This is a genomic window from Streptomyces sp. 4N124 (assembly GCF_052245395.1).
Taxonomy (GTDB): Bacteria; Actinomycetota; Actinomycetes; order Streptomycetales; family Streptomycetaceae; genus Streptomyces.
Genome location: NZ_JBQQBS010000011.1, coordinates 54,049 through 73,505, shown reverse-complemented (window position 1 = coordinate 73,505; position 19,457 = coordinate 54,049). Strand labels below are relative to the sequence as shown.

General features: G+C 68.4%; 17 protein-coding genes and 1 pseudogene. 11 read left to right on the top strand and 7 right to left on the bottom strand.

Features of this window, described 5'->3' with window-relative positions; all coding sequences use genetic code 11:
- Positions 1 to 108: 108 nt before the first annotated feature.
- Both ACTWQO_RS13990 and ACTWQO_RS13985 read right to left on the bottom strand, forming a co-directional pair.
- Complete coding sequence (locus tag ACTWQO_RS13990; protein ID WP_443237611.1) at positions 109 to 1,713, bottom strand: GMC oxidoreductase; 1,605 nt, start codon at positions 1,711 to 1,713, stop codon at positions 109 to 111.
- 392 nt (positions 1,714 to 2,105) lie between these two features.
- A complete protein-coding gene (locus ACTWQO_RS13985; protein WP_443237610.1) occupies positions 2,106 to 2,573 on the bottom strand; it encodes a hypothetical protein in 468 nt (155 codons plus the stop codon).
- A gap of 368 nt (positions 2,574 to 2,941) precedes the next feature.
- Between ACTWQO_RS13985 and ACTWQO_RS13980 the strand changes: the two genes are divergently transcribed.
- Positions 2,942 to 3,337 carry a PH domain-containing protein gene (locus ACTWQO_RS13980; protein ID WP_443237609.1) on the top strand — a complete coding sequence of 132 codons (396 nt, stop codon included), beginning with the start codon at positions 2,942 to 2,944 and terminating at the stop codon, positions 3,335 to 3,337.
- A gap of 158 nt (positions 3,338 to 3,495) precedes the next feature.
- Here ACTWQO_RS13980 and ACTWQO_RS13975 read toward each other — a convergent pair whose 3' ends face one another.
- The 3 genes and pseudogenes from ACTWQO_RS13975 to ACTWQO_RS13965 form a co-directional block, all read right to left on the bottom strand.
- Complete coding sequence (locus tag ACTWQO_RS13975; protein ID WP_443237608.1) at positions 3,496 to 3,846, bottom strand: hypothetical protein; 351 nt, start codon at positions 3,844 to 3,846, stop codon at positions 3,496 to 3,498.
- 561 nt (positions 3,847 to 4,407) lie between these two features.
- Positions 4,408 to 4,831, bottom strand: a pseudogene (locus ACTWQO_RS13970) (ISL3 family transposase); the annotation flags it as partial.
- Positions 4,832 to 4,878: 47 nt separating this feature from the next.
- Positions 4,879 to 5,247, bottom strand: coding sequence for a VOC family protein (locus tag ACTWQO_RS13965; RefSeq protein WP_443237607.1), 369 nt, complete (start codon positions 5,245 to 5,247; stop codon positions 4,879 to 4,881).
- Between the two features lie 63 nt (positions 5,248 to 5,310).
- Between ACTWQO_RS13965 and ACTWQO_RS13960 the strand changes: the two genes are divergently transcribed.
- From ACTWQO_RS13960 to ACTWQO_RS13950, 3 genes are all read left to right on the top strand, one after another.
- Positions 5,311 to 5,769, top strand: a complete 459-nt coding sequence (locus ACTWQO_RS13960) for a MarR family winged helix-turn-helix transcriptional regulator (RefSeq protein ID WP_443237606.1) — start codon at positions 5,311 to 5,313, stop codon at positions 5,767 to 5,769.
- Positions 5,770 to 6,187: 418 nt separating this feature from the next.
- Positions 6,188 to 6,961 (top strand): hypothetical protein, encoded by a 774-nt coding sequence (locus tag ACTWQO_RS13955; protein ID WP_443237605.1) that lies wholly within the window; start codon positions 6,188 to 6,190, stop codon positions 6,959 to 6,961.
- Between the two features lie 465 nt (positions 6,962 to 7,426).
- Positions 7,427 to 9,988 carry a GH32 C-terminal domain-containing protein gene (locus tag ACTWQO_RS13950; protein WP_443237604.1) on the top strand — a complete coding sequence of 854 codons (2,562 nt, stop codon included), beginning with the start codon at positions 7,427 to 7,429 and terminating at the stop codon, positions 9,986 to 9,988.
- A gap of 68 nt (positions 9,989 to 10,056) precedes the next feature.
- Here ACTWQO_RS13950 and ACTWQO_RS13945 read toward each other — a convergent pair whose 3' ends face one another.
- The gene (locus tag ACTWQO_RS13945; protein ID WP_443237603.1) at positions 10,057 to 10,359 is read right to left on the bottom strand and encodes a putative quinol monooxygenase; all 303 of its coding nucleotides are present in this window, start codon (positions 10,357 to 10,359) and stop codon (positions 10,057 to 10,059) included.
- Positions 10,360 to 10,635: 276 nt separating this feature from the next.
- Between ACTWQO_RS13945 and ACTWQO_RS13940 the strand changes: the two genes are divergently transcribed.
- From ACTWQO_RS13940 to ACTWQO_RS13910, 7 genes are all read left to right on the top strand, one after another.
- Positions 10,636 to 11,658 carry a sugar ABC transporter substrate-binding protein gene (locus tag ACTWQO_RS13940; protein ID WP_443237602.1) on the top strand — a complete coding sequence of 341 codons (1,023 nt, stop codon included), beginning with the start codon at positions 10,636 to 10,638 and terminating at the stop codon, positions 11,656 to 11,658.
- 179 nt (positions 11,659 to 11,837) lie between these two features.
- A complete protein-coding gene (locus ACTWQO_RS13935; RefSeq protein WP_443237601.1) occupies positions 11,838 to 12,851 on the top strand; it encodes an ABC transporter permease in 1,014 nt (337 codons plus the stop codon).
- Positions 12,848 to 13,681 (top strand): ATP-binding cassette domain-containing protein, encoded by an 834-nt coding sequence (locus ACTWQO_RS13930; protein WP_443237600.1) that lies wholly within the window; start codon positions 12,848 to 12,850, stop codon positions 13,679 to 13,681. The genes ACTWQO_RS13935 and ACTWQO_RS13930 overlap by 4 nt, the downstream gene beginning before the upstream one ends.
- Before the next feature lie 75 nt (positions 13,682 to 13,756).
- On the top strand, positions 13,757 to 14,779 hold the full coding sequence (locus ACTWQO_RS13925) for a LacI family DNA-binding transcriptional regulator (RefSeq protein WP_443237599.1): 1,023 nt from the start codon (positions 13,757 to 13,759) through the stop codon (positions 14,777 to 14,779).
- Between the two features lie 195 nt (positions 14,780 to 14,974).
- Positions 14,975 to 15,253: a polyprenyl synthetase gene (locus tag ACTWQO_RS13920; protein WP_443237598.1), complete on the top strand. Its 279-nt coding sequence runs from the start codon at positions 14,975 to 14,977 to the stop codon at positions 15,251 to 15,253.
- Positions 15,243 to 16,298 carry a polyprenyl synthetase family protein gene (locus tag ACTWQO_RS13915; RefSeq protein ID WP_443237597.1) on the top strand — a complete coding sequence of 352 codons (1,056 nt, stop codon included), beginning with the start codon at positions 15,243 to 15,245 and terminating at the stop codon, positions 16,296 to 16,298. Before ACTWQO_RS13920 ends, ACTWQO_RS13915 begins: the two co-directional genes overlap by 11 nt.
- Positions 16,299 to 16,335: 37 nt before the next feature.
- A complete protein-coding gene (locus ACTWQO_RS13910) occupies positions 16,336 to 17,493 on the top strand; it encodes an oxygenase MpaB family protein (protein ID WP_443237596.1) in 1,158 nt (385 codons plus the stop codon).
- Between the two features lie 29 nt (positions 17,494 to 17,522).
- Here ACTWQO_RS13910 and ACTWQO_RS13905 read toward each other — a convergent pair whose 3' ends face one another.
- Positions 17,523 to 19,421, bottom strand: coding sequence for a CocE/NonD family hydrolase (locus ACTWQO_RS13905; RefSeq protein ID WP_443237595.1), 1,899 nt, complete (start codon positions 19,419 to 19,421; stop codon positions 17,523 to 17,525).
- Positions 19,422 to 19,457 lie beyond the last annotated feature (36 nt).

The window sequence follows — 19,457 nt, the reverse complement described above, 5'->3', positions numbered from 1 at the left end:
AAGGGTCAAGCAATCACCTGCTGAAGGAGAGCTGGCGTTGGGCAAGGCGCAGTTGGGCCATCCGGCGGGACTTTTCGCCCGGTCGGACCAGCGGCACCGGACGCCGGCTCAGCTCAGGCGTTCCAGGAGGTGGTCGCCCACTCGCAGAGCATTGGCGATGGCGGTCAAAGAGGGGTTGACCGCACCGATGCTGGGGAAGAAGCTCGTGTCGACGACGTACAGGTTGTCGAGGTCATGGGCCTTGCAGTTGACGTCGAGGGCGGAGGCAGCCGGGTCGGCGCCGAAGCGTACGGTGCCCGCCTGATGGGCGGTGGCACCGATCGGCATTCCCTTGTGCAGGTAGATGCTGCGGGACAGCAGCCGGTGTTCATGCATGCCCAAGCGGCCGAGCATGCTCTGCAGTTTGTGCCTCAACCGCTTCAGACCCTCGACGTTGTTCTTCTCGTCGAGGAGGAGGTGGATGCGGGCGTCACCGTCCACGGTGACCCGGTTGCCGGGTAGCGGTAGATCCTCGCCGCACAACCAGAAGTCGACGGCGTGATGGGCCAGCACCTCGAACGGCATGTCGGGGGCGACCGCGCCCGCCCATCGAGGGGCTTCACCGTGAATCTGCTCGGCGTCCGACTTGCCCAGCATCTGAATGCCACCCAGCGGGAAATCCCAGTCGTCCGCGCCGAGATACCAGTCGTTCAAGGCCAGGGTCTTCTGGAACTGGGTGTCGTTGGGTTCCTTCGAAATGGCCATCAGAGCAAGGTTGTTGTGCCGCATGTAGAAGCGTCCGACCACGTCGGAGCTGTTCGCCAGCCCTGCGGGGTGGTGGTCGTTGGCCGAAGCGAGCAGAAGGGCCGCCGAGTTGACCGCGCCGCAGGAGACGACCACGACGTCCGCCGCGAAACGGACTTCCGAGCCGTCCGCGAGCCGGCCGACGACCGCATTGACGCTGCGCCCCGTCGCGTCGGTCTCCAGCCTGACGACGTGCGTATTGGTGATCATCTCGACATTGGGGTGTCGCAGCGCCGGCTCCACACAGATGACCTCGGCGTCGGACTTCCCGCGCACCAGGCAGGGAAAGCCGTCCACCCGGTTGCACCGGATACACGCGCTGGAATGGGTGGCCCGTCCATTGCCGTCCTGGCTGAGATTGACTCCGATCGGCAGATGGAAGGGGCGCAGCCCCAGCTTCTCCAGGTCGTCGCTCAACTGCTGGATACGCGGTTCGTGCTCCACCGGCGGGTAGGCGTACTGCGCGCTCACCGGACCTTCACCCGGGTCCTCGCCGTGCCGTCCATGAACGAGATAGAGGTGCTCGGCCTGGGTGTAGTAGGGCTCCAGGTCCTCGTACCGGATCGGCCAGGCCGGCGAAATACCGCCGTGATGGCGGATTTCACCGAAGTCCTCGGGGCGTAGCCGGAAAAGGGCGGCCCCGTAGAACTTGGTGTTCCCGCCGACGTAGTAGTTGACCTCGGGCGGGAATTCGTTGCCATGCTGGTCGAGCCAGAATTCCGGAGCCCGGTACTTGCCCTTCACGAACACGGCGGTGGAGTCCCAGTTGTCACGTTCACGCGGCAGGTGGTCGCCGCGTTCGATAAGGAGCACACGCTTGCCGGACGGAGCGAGCCGGTGGGCGAGCGAGCCGCCGCCGGCGCCGGTCCCGATGATGATGACGTCATAGCGGGGGGAGTCACCCACGGCGATCACCGTCCTTGCGCTCACGGCCCTGCCCTGTGCCGGGACCTGTCACTCCGCAGTGCGGAGATCCTGCCAACCCACCCCCATCCGAACGTATCCGCCCTTCCGGTGAGCGGCGACCGGGGCGTGGGCGCCTCCGCTTTGCGGTCACAAGCACATCAAGGATTCGATCCACTGGATGAGCCGCGGCAGGAGGCATGGACCTGGGGTGATGCCCGGAGTGCCACATCGGCGAGTGCCCTGCGAGCAGTAACTCCTAGTGACCACCGCTAGGCACCTGACGAGCATGAGGATGGGGTTGCCGGAGCAGAGGCCGAAAGATTGTTTCCACCACTTTGCACATCATCTTCAAGCGGCGTGATTGGCTCTGGGTAGTCACCGGCCGAGCCGCTACGAACCCAGCTTGCGGGGCGGGGTCAGCCCAGCTTCTCGTGGGCGGCGTTGAGGAAGATGTTCATGGGTTCGCGTAGGTGGTTCCACGCGGCTTCGGGCTCACCGAGGTCCTCCCACAGGACGTGATGCACGGCGCTCGCGTAGTCCCAGGCGAGTTGGTGGAGCTTCGGGCCGACAAGGACGAGGATCATCCGCTCGCAGATCCAGAGGCGTTCGACGAGGGCCCGCTCGGCGGCGAGCCACTCGGATGTGCGGCCAGAGAACCAGTCGGGTGCCTCGTAGCGTTCCTCGGCGAGGCGTATGCCTTGCTGCGTGAGCTGGATGAACTCCCTTATCGCGTCGAGCCGTTCGGCTCGGCGGGCCTCGGCCAGTTGCGTGGCCTGGCGCTTGTCCTCGGTGCGGGCGGCCTGGCGTGCGGTGGTGAACTGGGCCAGGTAGGAGATGCCTCCGCCAAGTACGACACCGATCAACGACGCCCAGAGCTGATTCACCCGTTCACGTTAGCCTCCGGGCGGGTGGTGTTCGCGGGCCAGGTTGCGCGGAGATGCCATGGCGCGTGGTGCGGTGGCGGTTGCGTTGGCCTGCTCCGCGTGCGGGAACGCGATCCCGGTGACGGCGGCGGCCTTGATCCGGCGGATCCCATCACGGCCGGGCGCAGAGGCCGTTCGATGAGGGGCCGGAAGACGGTGATCTCGTTGGTCTTGCCGTCGGCCCCATTGACGTTGGCCGCTGCAGCGTGGCCTGATGCTCACGCAGGAACAGGAAGGGGGGACCTGCGTTGTCGACGCTCCCGAGGACGTACCGGATCCCGACGAGCATGACCAGGTACACGATCTTCGCAGCGGCCGTGACCTCTGGGGTGATCTACCTGGTCCCCTGGGGCATGGGCGTTCCCGGCTCGACAACGACCGCAATCACGATTGCGGGTCTGGTGGCCATTCTCATCGTGGTCGTCCGGGTTCTGCGGCTGGGCACGGTCGTGGCCGCGGACGGCGTCACCCGCCGAGGCTTTCTTGCCGACCGGCACCACCCATGGTCGGACATCTACGAGCTTGAGGTGTTCGACCGGCAGGTCGTCCACGTGGCGTACGGCTTCCAGGTCACCTCGCGCTACGTGGTCACCGTCGCCGTCGGTCAGCGGCGCCGACGCAATACCCTGCTGTTCCTCGACGAGCGTGGCTTCACCAGTGCCGACCTGTTCCGCGCGGAACTCGATACCGTCGCCGCGTTGTGGGATCAACAGCGCGAGGCATGACCGATGAGTTCAACTCCATCTGAGGGCAAGGCTGAGCACGACTCGCTCACCGCCAACCGTTGACCGTCTGGGGGCCCGCGCCTCGCAGACCTGCCCTCGGCCGCGAGGTGTCCGCGCATGCCGACACGGTTGGCGGTGGTGCGGTCGAAGAAGGCGGGTCAGCCGGTGGAGGCATCCTGCCAGGGGCCGCAGCTCCACGGAGTACCTCCGGCGCCGTCCTGGAGGCAGGCGCGGATATAGATGATCCTGTTCTCAGGCAGGGAGAGGTTCCAGGTCTTCGTGTTTCCCGCGCCGTTGGGGTTGTAGTACGAGTTCACCGTGGACGAGCCGCTGTAACGCCACTGGGCCGTGGCGCCGTGGCCGTCGGCATTGTTGTCCTCGGAGGTGAGGATCTCGCCGGTGCTCTCGAAGTACGTGAACGAGTCCAGGCCGCTGCTCCCCGCTGAGTAGAGCCTGGCGGACGCCGGGGTCGCCACCATCGCGACCACTGCGCCGCTGGTCGCGATCACGCCGGCCATCGTCACGAGATTTCTTCGGACACTGCCCATGTAAGTGAACCCCACCCATATTCGAACTGACTTGCAGGACGAGGGTGAAAGTATCACTGGGGGAACGTCAGAAGATCCGTCTACGCCAAGGAAGTTGACCTGTCGGCCAGCCACGGACGAGGCGAGAACGCCCCGGCGGCCGCACCGTACCGCCGGGCGGCAGGATCAGCCGGCCGGCCTGACAAGTGCCGCGTCCATCCGCGACGGTGTCTTCCTGCCGAGCTTGAAGTCGTGGGTCTCGCCGACGCCTTGACGGCCTCCTTCAAGCACGAAGCTGTCCGTCCAGGCAGGACGGATCTCCCGCCAGCCCGTCGAGAGGTGAACCCGGGGACGAGGTCGACCTCCTGTTCTCGACCTTGGTGATGTCGCCACCGTCCCCTTCGAGGTCCGGCCGGCCGCAGCCCCCACAGGAGCCCCGGGGGAATCTGCCCTGACAACACCAGGCCCCGAACGGTGCCGGGGCGCGCCCTGGTAGCGACACCAGCGGGGCCCAGCGCCGCGCTGGAAGGCTCGATCGCCGCGTTCGCGGACCGGGGTGAGATCGATGATGACGGTGGCGAACTTGTCCCCGCGGCGGGTGTGGCGCCACGCATGCTCATCCACGCCTAAGACTTGGACACCGTCGAAGCGGCGGGTCGGGTCGGCGATCAGCAGCTGGCGGCCGGTCGCCAGGACGGCGTCATTGACGGTGTGTCAGGACACACCGAGCCCGGCGGCGATCCGGGCGATCGACATCCGGTCGATGACGACACTCGTCAACGCCCACATGACCGCCTGCGTCGAGAGCTTCACTGCCACAGGCGTGGCACCAGTCATCAGGGTCGACCAGTCGACAGAGCAACACGGCGTGGTCGGGATGCAACTGTTGGCCGACCACTTCCAAGCCGAGGCCATCCAGCCGGCAGAACGTCGTCAGGTCAGCAGGGCAGAAGGTGGCGTCACGCACGAGCCCAGGGTGCAACCGCTGATGATCGTCCGGTGGCGTTGGGTCGATCAAGCGCGGTCGTGGAGCGTGACCTGGTAGCCGTCGGGGTCGGCGAAGGTGAAGGTCCGACCGAAGGGACCGTCGATCGGTGCGGAGACGATGGTGCGACCGTCGGCGACGAGCGCGTCGTGGATGGCCTGGACGTCGGTGGCGTGGAGCCAGATCGCGGCACCGATGCCGGGCTGAGCGATGGATGCGAGGTCGGTGCCGGGAATGACGTCGCGGAGTGCGAACGCGATCGGCTTCGTTCCGAAGACGACGGCGTGCGGAGGTCCGGCCGGCGAGCGGACGAGGCCCAGGTACTGCTCGTAGAACGCCTGTGAAGCGTCGAGGTCGCGCACTTGGAGCGAGATGAAGTCGGGGCCGGTGGCGGGCATGGTGACACTCCTTCCATTCGTGTCAGTTTTCTGACATGCGGGAAACTATGTCAGAATGCTGACATGAGTCAAGAAGGTGTCGGCGTCGACCTGGAGACGTCACTGGGCTACCTGCTCAAAGAAGCGTCTAGCGCCCTCCGCGCGGCCATGGAGGAAGTGCTGCGGCCGCTCGGGATGAACGTGACGCACTACGCCTGCCTCGAGCTGCTGGCGCAACGACCGGGCTTGTCGAACTCCGAGCTCGCGCGGGGCGCGTTCGTGACACGGCAGACGATGAACGTGCTGCTCCAGGCCCTGGAACGAGACGGCTACGTGACCAGGCCTGCGGAGGCACCCGTCGGGAAGGCGCTTCCCACGCGGCTCACGCCTCGTGGCCGACGACGCCTCGAGAAGGCGAGCGCAGCCGTCCGGTCCGTCGAGGCCAGAATGCTGGCCGGCCTGACCGAGTCCGAGCAGTCAGACGCGTTCCGGATCCTGCAGAGCATGATCCATTCCCTGCGCGGTGACAACGAGGGTGCATAGCTCGTTCCGCGGCGCACGTCTCGTCGCGCTCGGACAGGAGTGCGGCCGAGCCTGAAATCCGTGACGGCGACCTCGAAACCCGACGGACCCCGACCGGCCTCACCCAGTAGCAGGAGCCCGGCCGCGACCAGGGGCACCCTGCCGGGCGGGATGGTGGGCGCCTTCTGTGAGATGACCTGGCACCAGGCCAATCCGGCTGGCTAGGGCGTCCGACATCAGGCTCTGGCACAGATCTTGGGGAGCCGTCACGGCGGGTCCCTGACGCAGCATCTTCCACACCCTGGACGACGTGCCCGGCCTGGATCTGCCCTGCGGGCGGTCCGGGAGGAGGACGGTGAGGGACATCCGGGGGCACGCTAGGCTGCGGTTCTTCGGCGGTTGGGGGCATGGCATGTGGCAGCGGGGGATACGGGTGGTCGTGCTTGGCACGGCCCTGGTGGTCCTCGCCGGCTGCGGTTCCAAGACCGCCGAGACCGATGAGACCGATGAGGAGGCGACAGGCGTGGCCACGGCCTCCGCCTGGACGCTCGCCGCTCCGATTCGCATCGACGGTGTCCGTACCGCCGACGGCGGCCGGTCTCTGGTGGTCGATTCCGAAGTGCCCGACGGGGCACGCGACTGTGTGCGCAGCCTGCGCGGGGAGCTCGACACCGTCGAGCACGGCACGGTGTACGTGAAGGTCACGTACGAGACCCGTTCCCAGGACCAGGACTCCGGCTGCACCGGCACGCGGCAGGTCAAAGCGACGGTGAAGCTGGGCGAGCCCCTGGGCTCCCGCAGGGTCATGGTGAACAGCATGGACGTGTACACCTCCGTCGGTGCCACGCCACCCGCCCTGCGGCAGTGCGGTGAGAACGGCTGCGACCCCACGCCGCCGCGTTGCACCTCGTCCTCGTACCGGCAGGCGGTCAACGACACGGACATCCCCAAGCACACGAGCTGGGAGGAACGCGGCTGCGACGACACGTGGCTGGTGCTGGACCTGTCGACCCGGATGGGGCCGGTGTGCGGTGACGGCGCCGACGGATGCCCCTCCTCCGGTGTCTCCCAGCGCTGGTTCTACCGGGCCGATTCCTCGGGCTGGCGGCCGGTGGCCACGAACGGCGATGCTGGGTGCGTCGGCATCCACAAAATCCTGCCGGAATTGCCCGAGCACCTCTGTGCGTCACTGCCGCGGCTCGACCGCGGCTGATCCCCCGAGCCTGCGGCCGCTTGGTTACTGGAGCAGGATCATTTTGCGGACGCTCCGACGCCGGCCTGCTGGAACAGGTGCTTCGCACGGCCGCCACGCTGGAGGCGACGCCGTTCCACGATCCTGCACTGGTCGCGACGTTCGGCTTCCCGGACATACTCGCGCACCGACCCACCAAGGGATGCAGCGCGGAAGTCTGCCGGTTTCGCCACCCAAGTCGCCGCCCTGACCCGCACGTTCGCCTGGATTCAGTCCGCCGTCGCAGGATCAATCGCGCCCGAACCGTTGACGCACCGACCGGGCTGCCCTTCATAATCGGGCACTCGATGTCATCGATGACACAAGTCAACGATGACACCCGGGCGGCGGCGTGGACGACGGCGCCGGCCGGGGCGTTACTTTCGGTCCGTCCGCGCCGGGGCCGCAGTCACCGCTGCGCGGACGGCCGCGCGACAAGGAGACACCATGAGCTCTGCACGCGTATCCCGGCATGCCCGCATACGGTTGATCGCGGCGGTGGCGACCGTCTGCGCCGTGTCCGCCGCCCCGCTCGCCCCCCAGGCCGTCGCCGCCGACACCCCGCCGTACACCGAGACCTACAGACCCCAGTTCCACTTCACTCCGGAGAAGAACTGGATGAACGACCCCAACGGGCTCGTGTACTTCAAGGGCGAGTACCACCTCTTCTACCAGTACAACCCCAACGGAAACACGTGGGGCGACATGTCCTGGGGGCACGCGGTGAGCAGGGACCTCGTGCACTGGGAGGAGTTGCCGCTCGCCCTGTCGCACGACGACGAGGAGATGGTGTTCTCCGGCAGTGCGGTCGTCGACTGGAACAACACCACCGGGTTCGGCACGAAGAAGAACCCGCCCATGGTGGCGATCTACACCAGCGCCTACAAGGAGGGCGGCAAGCAGGCCCAGTCGCTCGCCTACAGCACCGACCGAGGCCGCACCTGGACCAAGTACCAGGGCAATCCCGTGATCGACATCGGCTCCACCAACTTCCGCGATCCCAAGGTCCAGTGGTACGCGCCGACCAAGAGCTGGCTGATGACGGTGTCGCTGTCCGCCGAGCACAAGGTGCGGTTCTACTCGTCCAAGAACCTCAAGGACTGGGACCTGCTCAGCGACTTCGGGCCCGCCGGTGCGACGGGCGGCGTGTGGGAGTGCCCCGACCTGTTCCCCCTCGCGGTCGACGGGGACAAGAAGAAGATCAAGTGGGTGCTGGTCGTCAACATCAACCCCGGTGGCATCGCCGGAGGTTCGGCCGCCCAGTACTTCGTCGGCGACTTCGACGGCAAGAAGTTCACCGCTGACGACAAGGGCACCTACACGCCGCCCACCGGCACGATGATGCAGGGCTTCGAGGGCACCGGCTTCGGTGAGTGGACGACGACCGGAACCGCGTTCGGCCAGGGGCCGGCCGGCGGGGCGGTGGACGGGCAGGGGGCCGTCACCGGCTTCGACGGCAAGGGCCTCGTCAACAGCTTCCACGGCGGTGACGGCAGCACAGGCATCCTCAACTCCCCCTCCTTCACCGTCGACAGCCCCTACCTGAACTTCAAGATCGGTGGCGGGCGGCATCCGCACGAGGCCGGAACCGTCATGGACCGGACTCCGCCCGAGGGCACGGTCCTCGCCGACTTCGAAGGCGGAACGTACGGCGACTGGACGGCGACCGGAGACGCCTTCGGCACCGCACCGGCCACCGGCACCCTCCCCGGCCAGCAGGGTGTCTCCGGCTTCCTGGGAGACGGCCTGGCCAACACCTTCCTGAACGGCGACTCCACCACCGGCACCCTCACGTCGCCCGAGTTCACCATCGACAAGAAGCACATCAACTTCCTCATCGGCGGCGGCAACCACCCGGCCGGCTCCGACAACCCGACCGCCGTCGAACTCCTCGTGGACGGCCAAGTCGTCCGCAGCGCCACTGGAAAGGACGCCGAGGCACTCAACTGGGCCTCCTGGGACCTCAGCGACCTCGCCGGCAAGAGGGCGCAGATCAGGATCGTCGACGACAACACCGGCGGCTGGGGCCACCTCAACGTCGACCACATCGTGCTCTCCGACACCCAGGCCGCGCGCGTCTCCCAGGAGACGTCCGTCAACCTGCTCGTCGACGGCAAGGTCGTCCGCAGCGCGACCGGCGCCGACAGCGAGACCCTGGACTGGGCGTCCTTCGACATGCGCCCGTACGAGGGCAAGCAGGCGCGGATCCAGGTCGTCGACATGAACACCGCCGGCTGGGGCCACGTCATGGCCGACCAGTTCACCGCCGCCGACAAGCCCGCCAAGTCCGTCGTACAGCGCGCCGACTGGGCCGACTACGGCAAGGACTACTACGCGGCGGTGTCCTGGGAGAACGCACCGGGCGGCAAGCGCTACATGATCGGCTGGATGAACAACTGGGACTACGGCCAGTCGATCCCCACCTCCCCCTGGCGCAGCGCGCAGAGCGTTCCCAGGGAGATGGCCCTGCGCACCGTAGACGGCCAGATCCGGCTGACCAGCAAGCCGGTGGGCAGCCTGGAGTCCCTCCGCCAGAAGCGCCCGGCCGCGACCGCGTACGGCGTCACCGTGAGGAGCACCTCCAAGCCCTTGATCGGCCCCGCGGCGAGGGGCAAGGCGCTCGACATCGAGGCGACCTTCTCCCTCAAGGACGCCGACCGCTTCGGCCTGAAGGTGCGCACAGGAACAGGCGGCGAGGAGACCGTCATCGGCTACGACACCACGACCCAGGAGCTGTACGTCGACCGCACCCGCTCCGGCGCCGGGGACTTCAACAGCACCTTCCCCGGCGTGCAGACCGCACCCCTGAAGGCCAAGAACGGCAAGGTCAAGCTGCGGATCCTGGTCGACTGGTCGTCCGTCGAGGTCTTCGGCGGCAACGGCGAAGCGGTGATCACGGACCAGATCTTCCCCGACCCCTCCAGCACCGGCGTCGAGGTCTTCGCCGAGGGCGGCACCGCCACCCTCGACCACATTCAGGCGTGGCAGTTGAGGTCCATCTGGCGGTGACGAGCCGGGAGCCGTGCGGCCTGGCCCCACCAGGCCTGGCCGCACGAACCCCGGTCGTTCAACGCCCGTTACGGATGCGTGGCCAGCGGATCGAGGAACGTCAGTGCCGAGGCGTCCTCCTCGATCAGCGGGGTGAGGGCGGCGTTGAACGGGGCGCCGTACGGGGCGTTCAGGTGTGCCTGGAAGGCGTCCTCGTCCCGGTACACCTCGAAGATCCAGTAGGCGCGCGGGGCGGACGCCTTGGTGTAGACGTCGAAGGCCAGGTTGCCTTCCTCTTCGCGCACCTTCAGGGCGTAGTCGCGGATCAGGCGGGCGACCTCGTCCTCCGCTTCCTCTCGGGCGGTGAACTCGGCGAGCAGGGTTTTCGTCACGGTTCCGTGTCCTTGTCAGTGGGTGGAGTCGCAGTGCTGCCTTCTCTTCGCGCGCGCCGGCAGAACGGGCACGTCGCGGGCAGTCGTTGAGCGGCTTCGGGCGGCCGACTGCCGGGGCGTTGCCGATTTGTGACGGGTGCAAGGCATTGACGTTGCCTGGAGGCGGAGTCCATCATCCTCGCCAAGAAGTGTCAACGATGACATAAGTCAACGATGACACCTCGGGACGGCATGCCCCGATGCCGGCCGCTCGCCCCGATCCCGCAGGAGTCGTTCATGTCACGCATCTCTCGTCTGCCTTCCCCCTTGCTCAGAGCTGCCGCGTGCACAGGCATCGCGGCGCTCACCCTGACCGCCTGTGGATCCGGATCCGAATCGGGCGCCGCGAGCACCGGATCGGGCAGCGTCAAGGTCGGTCTGATCACCAAGACCGACACCAACCCGTTCTTCGTGAAGATGAAGGAGGGCGCGGAGAAGGCCGCCAAGGAGAACGGCGTCGAACTGTCCACCGCGGCGGGCAAGTTCGACGGTGACAACGCCGGTCAGGTCACCGCCATCGAGAACATGGTCGCCGCCGGTGTGAAGGGCATCCTGATCACGCCGAGCGACTCCAAGGCGATCGTGCCCGCGCTCGAGAAGGCCAAGGCCAAGGGTGTCCTGGTCATCGCCCTGGACACCCCGACCGAGCCGGAGAGCGCGGTCGACGCACTCTTCGCCACCGACAACGTCAAGGCCGGTGAGCTGATCGGCGCGTACGCCAAGGCCGCCATGAAGGGCAAGTCGGCGAAGATAGCGACCCTCGACCTCGCGCCGGGCGTCTCCGTCGGCGTCCAGCGGCACGACGGTTTCCTGAAGGGCTTCGGTGTCAAGGAGGGTGACTCCTCCATCGTCTGCTCCCAGGACACCGGCGGCGACCAGGCCAAGGGCCAGACCGCGATGGAGAACTGCCTGCAGAAGTCTCCCGACATCAACGTCGTCTACACCATCAACGAGCCGGCCGCGCTGGGCGCGTACACCGCGCTGAAGGCCAAGGGCCGGGAGAAGGACGTGCTGATCGTCTCGGTCGACGGCGGTTGCACGGGCACCCAGGCCGTCAAGGACGGCAAGATCGCCGCGACTTCGCAGCAGTACCCGCTGAAGATGGCCGCCGAGGGCGTCAAGGCCGTCGTGACGTTCGCCAAGGACGGCAAGAAGGCGTCGGGTTACACCGACACCGGCGTCACCCTGGTCACCGACAAGGCGCAGGACGGGGTCACGTCCAAGGACACCGTCTACGGCCTGGAGAACTGCTGGGGCTGAGCCGCCACCCCCAACTGCCGTCGTAGCTGCCGCCGTTCGAAATCCCTCAGCGGGGCGGCCGTCCCCTCCTCCCCGCCCCGGGGACGGCCGCCCCCTCGTCCTCTTGCCGTCCGACAAGGACTGAGCCTCCCGTCCGACACGGACCGGCAAAGACTTCTGTCTTCCGACAAGGACCTCGCATGACTGCCACGTCCACGCCACCCTCCACGTCCAAGCCGTACGCCGAGCTCAAAGCACCGACCACGGCCCGCAGACTGCTCACGCAGCCGACCACCGGCCCGCTGGCCGCCCTCCTCCTGGCCTGTGTCTTCTTCTCCGTCTCGACCGACCAGTTCCTCACCGGCGGGAACTTCTCGCTGATCGTGCAGCAGGTCATGGTCGTCGGCACCCTCGCCATCGGCCAGACGCTGATCATCCTCACCGCGGGCATCGACCTGTCGTGCGGGGCGGTGATGGCGTTCGGCAGCATCATGATCGCCAAGATGGCGGCCGAAGGCTCCCTGCCCCCGCTCGCCGCGATCGCGCTGGGCCTGGTCGTCTGCGGCGGCTTCGGCCTGCTCAACGGGGCGCTGGTGCAGAAGATCCCGCTGCCGCCGTTCATCGTCACCCTCGGCATGCTCAACGTGGCGTTCGCGCTGACGCACATCTACTCCGAGGAGCAGACGGTCACCAACCTGCCCGGCCCGCTGACGGCACTCGGGCAGACCTTCCCGCTCGGCAAGACCGACATCACGTACGGCTCGCTGGTCACCATCGGCCTGTTCCTCCTCCTCGCCTACGCGCTGAGCAACACCGGCTGGGGCCGACACGTCTACGCCCTGGGCAACAGCCCGGAAGCGGCCCGGCTGAACGGCATCCGCACCTCCCGACTGACCATCGGCGTCTACACCGTGGCCGGCATCCTCTACGGCATCGCCGCCCTGCTGCTCATCTCCCGCACCGGCGTCGGCGACCCACAGGCGGGGCAGACCGACAACCTCGACAGCATCACGGCCGTGGTCCTCGGCGGCACCAGCCTCTTCGGCGGACGCGGCTCGGTCCTGGGCACGTTCATCGGCGTCCTCATCGTCGGTGTCTTCCGCAACGGCCTGCAGCTGATGGGCGTCGCCTCCGTCTACCAGACCCTCATCACCGGAGTCCTGGTGATCCTCGCGGTGACCGTCGACCAGCTCTCCCGGAAGAAGGCCCGATGACCACCACCACGCCGACCCCCGTTCTGCAGGCACGCGGTCTGGTCAAGCGCTACGGCCACGTCACCGCGATCGACGGAGCCGACTTCGACCTGCTGCCCGGCGAGGTCCTCGCCGTCATCGGCGACAACGGCGCCGGCAAGACGAGCCTCATCAAGGCCCTCACCGGCGCGGTGGTCCCTGACGCGGGCGAAATCCGCCTCAACGGCAAACCCATCACCTTCTCCGGTCCGCAGAGTGCCCGCGCCCACGGCATCGAGACGGTCTATCAGGACCTCGCCGTGGCCGCCTCCATGGACATCGCCTCGAACATGTTCCTCGGGCGCGAGCTGCGCCGCCCAGGCGTCCTCGGCAGCGCCTTCCGCATGCTCGACAAGAAGCGCATGCGTCAGGAGGCCGCCGAGCACATGGCGGACCTGAAGATCGGCCTGCGCTCGCTGACCCAGTCGGTCGAGACCCTCTCCGGCGGGCAGCGGCAGGCCGTCGCGGTCGCCCGCGCGGTCGCCTGGGCCCGCTCCGTCGTCGTCATGGACGAACCCACCGCCGCCCTCGGCGTCAAGGAGTCCGGACAGGTCCTCGACCTCATCCGCCGCGTCCGCGACAAGGGCATGCCGGTCGTCCTGATCAGCCACAACATGCCCCACGTCTTCGAGATCGCCGACCGGATCCACGTCCACCGGCTGGGCCGGCGCGCCGCCGTGATCAAGCCGTCCGACTACTCCATGGCCGAGGTCGTCGCCATCATGACCGGCGCCCTCGGCATCGACGAGGCCGGAGATACTGTCGTAGCCGATTCCGAAGCGGCGAAGGCCGCGGGAGTCCAGGCCAACTGACGACAGGACTGAAGCACTCACAGGTTCCGGCCGAGGCCGCGGCCGGAACCGACGAGACAGGAGACTGTTTCCTCCATGGCAGCGAACCGCCGCCCGACCATGGCAGACGTCGCCCGAGAAGTGGGCGTCAGCGCCAAGACCGTCTCCCGCGTTCTCAACGAGGACGGATATGCCTCGGCCGAGACCAGGGAACAGGTTCTGGCCGCCGTGGCCAAACTCGGCTTCCAGCCGAACCTCATGGCCCGCAACATCCGCGTCGGCGGCCCGGACACCACCATCGGCCTGGTCATCCCCGACCTCGCCAACCCCTTCTTCGGAGCCGTGGCCCGCGCCATCGAGGACACGGTCGGCGAACGCGGACTGACCCTGCTCATGGGTTCCTCCGCGGACGACCCCGACCGCGAACGCGCCCTGACGGACAAGTTCCTCGCCCGGCGCGTCAGCATCCTGATCGTCGTGCCGTCCGTCGGCGCCAACCACTCCCACCTCAAGTCGCACCGCACGGCGGGGCTGCCCATCGTCTTCCTCGACCGCCCCGGAGTCGGCCTGCCCACCGACAGCATCGTCAGCTCCAACCGTGCCGGGGCTCAGGACGGCGTCGCCCACCTCATCGCCCACGGGCACCGACGCATCGGATTCGTCGGTGACCTGCCCGTCAAGCTGTACACCCGCCGCGAACGCCTCGCCGGATACCGCGCGGCCCTGCAAGCAGCCGACCTCCCTTACGACCGCTCGCTCGTCGCCAACGCCCACGACCAGCCGGGCGCCGAGGCCGCGACCGCCCAACTCCTCGAACTGGCCGATCCCCCCACCGCCCTGTTCGCCGGCAACAACATCATGGCGCTCGGCATCGTCGCCGAACTCGCCCGCAGCAAGCGCAAGGACGTAGCCGTCGTCGCCTTCGACGACGTCGCCCTCGCCGAGGCGCTGGAACCAGCCCTGACCGTCGTGGCGCAGGACCCCGAAGAACTCGGCCGCAGCGCCGCGGCCACCGCCCTGGCCCGGCTCGACGGCGACCGCTCCCGGGCTCGCACCATCACCGTTCCCACCCGGCTGATCGTCCGCGGCTCGGGAGAGCAACCCGCCCCCAAGCCGTAGGGGGCTCGCCTCTAGCGTCACGGAAGAGTCCACCTTGTGCCTGCCCCAGCCGTAGCGGCATCCGTGATCCGCACGGGCGAGCGGTGGGATCACTCGATCGTGAGTTCTTCCCCTCGCGCACCCGGTGGGACGCGATGCTCGGAAGGACGGTGAGCGCCCGGGGCTGCCGGCGGCACGACGGATGAGGGAGTTGGCGTGACGCAAGAAGCGGGACGGCGCGGAGGCTTGGACAGCCAGGCGCTGCTGCTTGCTGCCGGGCTGGCCGATCTGGCGGTGAGCACGGCGGGTTCGGCCCTGGGGGTCGTGCGTGGGCTGCTGCGCCGGTCGGACGCCGCGGAGTTGGCGGCTCAGGCCGAGTACGAGCTCGTGGCGCGTGGGCGTCTGGTGCTGGACCGGTACGCGGCTGTACCCCCGGCCCATTTGGAGATCCTCGCCCAGCGCGCTGTGGTTCGGCGGGCCACCGGTGGCGGATGACCGGTGGGAGTCGACCGCGTTCAAGGCCCGCGTGGACGAGGTGCTGCGTCGGTTCGTCGCCCGGGAGGCCGACGAGTTCGCAGCGGTCGATCCGATGCTCGGTTCGGTGGCCGAGAGGCTGGAGTCTGCGGTCGCGGACGGCAAGCGGCTGCGGGCGGCGTTCTGCTACTGGGGGTGGCGGGCGGTGGGGCAGCCGGACAGCGACGCGCTGGTGCGGGCGGCGGCCTCGATGGAACTGGTGCATGCCGCCGCGGTCGTGCACGACGACCTCATCGACGACAGTTCGCTGCGGCACGGGAGGCCCACGACCCACGTCGCCCTCCTCGGGGCCGTAGGGGCTCGTCCGGACGCCGATGCCGCCGCGCGGTCGTTGGCGATGCTGGTGGGAGACCTGCTGATGGCGCTGGCCGGGCAGTTGTTCGCCACCAGTGGTCTGCCCGCCGCGTATCTCGTCCGGGCCCGCCCGTTGTGGGCGGTGATGGCCCGTGAGCTGATCGCGGGCGAGTGTCTGGAAATCCTGCGGACCGGAGTCGGTCCGGACACCGAGGCATCACTGAAGGTGGTCCGGTACAAGAGCGCCAAGTACACCGTCGAACAGCCGTTGTTGATCGGTGGTGCGCTGGCCGGGGCGGGCGCACGGCTGTGCGAGGGCTACTCCGCGTACGGGCTTCCGCTCGGCGAGGCGTTCCAGCTCCGCGACGACCTGCTCGGGCTGTTCGGAGACACCGAACTCACCGGCAAGGCCAATGCCGACGATGTGCGCGGCCGACGCCCCACGACGCTGCTGGCAGAGACGTGGCGTCTCGCCGACGCCGCGGAGCGCGAACTGCTGAACTCCCTCCTGGGCCGGGGCGACCTGGACGGGGAAGGGCTGGACTCGGTGCGCGAGGTGATGCGTCGGCTGAGGGCACCCGACCGCATCGAGGACATGATCCAGGCACGGGTCGAGGAGGCTCTCAGTGCCCTCCACGAGCTGGATCTACCGGCACACGCGGCCGTCGGCCTGACCGCGCTGGCACATTCCGCGGCGGTACGCCTGTCCTGACCCGTGGACGCTCCCCGAGGAAGCTGAGGACCCTGCCGTGACCTACACCGACGCATCGCTGGACGCCCTGCGGCAGGTCGGCGACGAACTCGCCGATGCCACCGTCGCCGAGCTTTTCGAACGCGGAGAGGTGGGCAAGTTCAACACCCTGATGCGCCACGTCTCCACCGCCGGCGCTCCGCTGCCGGACGGTCTGCCCGAGGTCGCGCGCGAGTACCTCGCAGCCACCCGCACGCCGCCGGACTGGGTGGACTGGGCGGAGATGGAGAAAGCCCGGCTGTTCTTCATCGACAACAACGTGCACATCTCCACGGCGCTGTCCTTCGCCTCCATGCCCGCCTGCTACCTCGTCCCGCACGTGGCGAAGCTGCTGTCGGCCTCCCACGGGCTGAAGTACCCCTCCAAACGGATGGCGGAGACCGGCCAGTTCACCGTCCATCTGATGCAGCCCGACGCCTTCGAGGCCGGCAGCCGCTTCATCCCCGCCGCCCAGAAAGTGCGCCTGCTGCACGCTTCCATCCGCCACCACCTCACCCGCGAGAACCGCTGGGACACCGCGGCTCACGGGACGCCGATCTGCCAGGAGGACATGATCGGCGGGCAGATGTTCTTCTCCCTGCTCGTCCTGGACAGCCTGCACCGCCTCGGCATCCACATGTCGGCCGAGGGCGCGGAAGCGTACTACTACGCGTGGCGCGTCGTCGGTGCCATGCTCGGCGTCGACCAGGACGCCGTCCCCCGAACTCTGGACGAGGCCCGCCAGTTCCTCGACCTCTACATGGTCCGGCACATGGGGCCCTCCGACGAGGGCACCCATCTGACCCGGCAGCTGATCGACCTCTACGAAGAGGTGGTGCCCGGCACCCTCTTCGACCCCATCGTCTCCGCCCTCATCCGCCACCTCATCGGCGACACCTGCGCCGACTGGCTCCACGTGCCGCGCACATCGTGGGACACCGTCGTGAAGGCCGTGCCCCACCTCCTCGGCGTCCTGGAGACCATCGAGGACCGCTCCCCGCTCGGCGCCTGGGCCCTGGACCGCCTCGGCCACCTCACCACGGTCCTCGAGTTGTCCTCCCTCACCCGTGGACGCGTCATGCACTACGCGATCCCCGAAACCCTCAAGAAGGACTACGGCGTCACCAGCGCGGTCCCCCACACCCACCGATGGATCCCGCCGGCCGCCACCGTCTGACGACCCTCGCGCTCAGAGGCAACGTCCGGCTACGCGAGCGCGTCCGCTCCCCCTTCCAGCCACACTCGCAGGTGGGAGGGGTGCTCGGCATCCATGTGCACGGTGTTCGCGGCTGTGGCGGTGCGGCGGGCGGCGGCTTCTGGTTCGCCGGTGTTGGTGTTGACGTCGAAGCGGGGGAAGTTGCTGGAGGAGACGTCGAGCCGGAGGCGGTGGCCGGCGGCGAAGCGGTTCGCCGTGTCGGGGGCGGTGACCTCGATCTCGTAGACCTTGCCGGGAATGAGCAACTCCGGGCTCTCGTAGGAGCGGTGGAAGCGGCAGCGGACGATGCCGTCGGTGAGGTTCATGGCGAAGCCGTGCGGGTAGTCGGCGTTGGGCGGATGGACGTCGATCAGCTTGATGGTGAAGTCGGTGTCCGGGGCCGTGGTGGAGATGTGGAGCCTTGCCGACACCGGGCCGGCCAGCACCACGTCCCGCTCCAGTGGCGGGGTGCTCAGGCTGATCACGTCCGGGCGGGAGTCCAACGGGAGATACGGCGCACGAGCCCCGTACACCCGGGCGTCCGGGGCGTTCTGGTCGTAGGCTCCGCCCGTCATCACCGGCTCGCCCGAGGTGACTTGGCCTCCCATGGTGGGGACCGGGTGGCGCGGGTCGAAGTCGTAGGTCACCGACGCGTCGGCCACGGTGGGCGGGGTGACGTCGAGGGCGCCGTCGGCGGTGAGGTACAGGTCGACCGGTGCCGTCACCGTCGGCGGCCACCGGGTGTCGGTGCGCCACTCCCCGCCGTGCCGCATCCGCCCGGCCGCGTCCCGCCGCCCGTCACCACCGCCCATCAGGAAGTACTGCACCGCGGGGAGGTCTCCGTCGCTCGCCCGGCCCAGCGCCCGGTCGAACCAGCGGCGGCGGAACTCCAGGTACGACGGGGCGAGGTTGCCGTCCAGCGTCGCCCGTGGACCGAAGTCCACGTCTCCGGCATGCGTCTCGCAGTGGTGTCCGTGCGTCCACGGGCCCATGACCAGGTAGGAGGGTGCCGACTTCAGCTCCCGCAGGGCGGTGAAGTTCTCGATGGTGGAGCGGACGTACGGGTCGTACCAGCTGCCCATGTGCAGGCTCGGCGCATCCGGGAAGCGCTCGTAGAAGCCTCGCCCGTAGATCGCCGGATTGCGGTAGTAGTCCCCGAAGGTGTCCTGGCGCCACTGCTCCAGCAGGAAGTCCTCGTACGCCGACAGGTGCCGCAGCGGCGTGCAGCCGGGTCGCCACGGCATCGCACCGAACCAGCCCGTCGCGTCCACCCGCAGCAGTTGCTCGGCCAGCACCGGATCCGCCGCCGCCTCCGGGCTGTGCACCGCATGCCGCAGTGCCCAGGTCACCTGCTTCAGCTCGAAGGCGCCGCCCATCCGCATCCCCGCGTCGTACGCGCAGGAGAAACCGCCAGAGTCCTGGAACATGGCGGCCAGCCCGGTCGCCCCTTCGGCGGCTGCGGCTGCCTGGACGTGGGCGGAGTAGGACACCCCCGCCATCACCACCCTGCCGTCGCACCACGACTGGTTCCGGAGCCAGGCGATCGTGTCCGCGCCGTCCGGGCCCTCGCCGAGGTACTTCACGAACGCTCCCTCGGAGTCGCCCCGGCCCCGGCAGTCCTGCCGTACTACGTGGTAGCGGGCTTCGGTGAAGTGCCGGGCGATGTCCTCGGGCTGCGGGACGGGCGCGTCGCTGCGGTCCTGGTCCGAACCGCGCTGGGCGCGCCGGCCGTACGGGGTGCGTTCGAGGAGCACGGGAAGCGCGGTCGCCTCCGGCTCGGGTGAGGCGGAGTACAGGTCGGCGGCGAGACGGATGCCGTCCCGCATGGGGATGCGCAGGGTGCGGCGCCACAGGGCACCGCCCTGCAGGGGTTCGGGTCGGCACGTGGGAGTGGTGTCGTACGAGGTCACTCCCGTGACGCTAAGCAATGGCCCAGGTCATGGCGA

Coding starts and splice junctions, on each gene's coding strand:
- ACTWQO_RS13965 (WP_443237607.1), bottom strand. CDS start 5,247: ATGCCCGCCACCGGCCCCGACTTCATCTCGCTCCAAGTGCGCGACCTC.
- ACTWQO_RS13960 (WP_443237606.1), top strand. CDS start 5,311: ATGAGTCAAGAAGGTGTCGGCGTCGACCTGGAGACGTCACTGGGCTAC.
- ACTWQO_RS13950 (WP_443237604.1), top strand. CDS start 7,427: ATGAGCTCTGCACGCGTATCCCGGCATGCCCGCATACGGTTGATCGCG.
- ACTWQO_RS13940 (WP_443237602.1), top strand. CDS start 10,636: ATGTCACGCATCTCTCGTCTGCCTTCCCCCTTGCTCAGAGCTGCCGCG.
- ACTWQO_RS13935 (WP_443237601.1), top strand. CDS start 11,838: ATGACTGCCACGTCCACGCCACCCTCCACGTCCAAGCCGTACGCCGAG.
- ACTWQO_RS13930 (WP_443237600.1), top strand. CDS start 12,848: ATGACCACCACCACGCCGACCCCCGTTCTGCAGGCACGCGGTCTGGTC.
- ACTWQO_RS13925 (WP_443237599.1), top strand. CDS start 13,757: ATGGCAGCGAACCGCCGCCCGACCATGGCAGACGTCGCCCGAGAAGTG.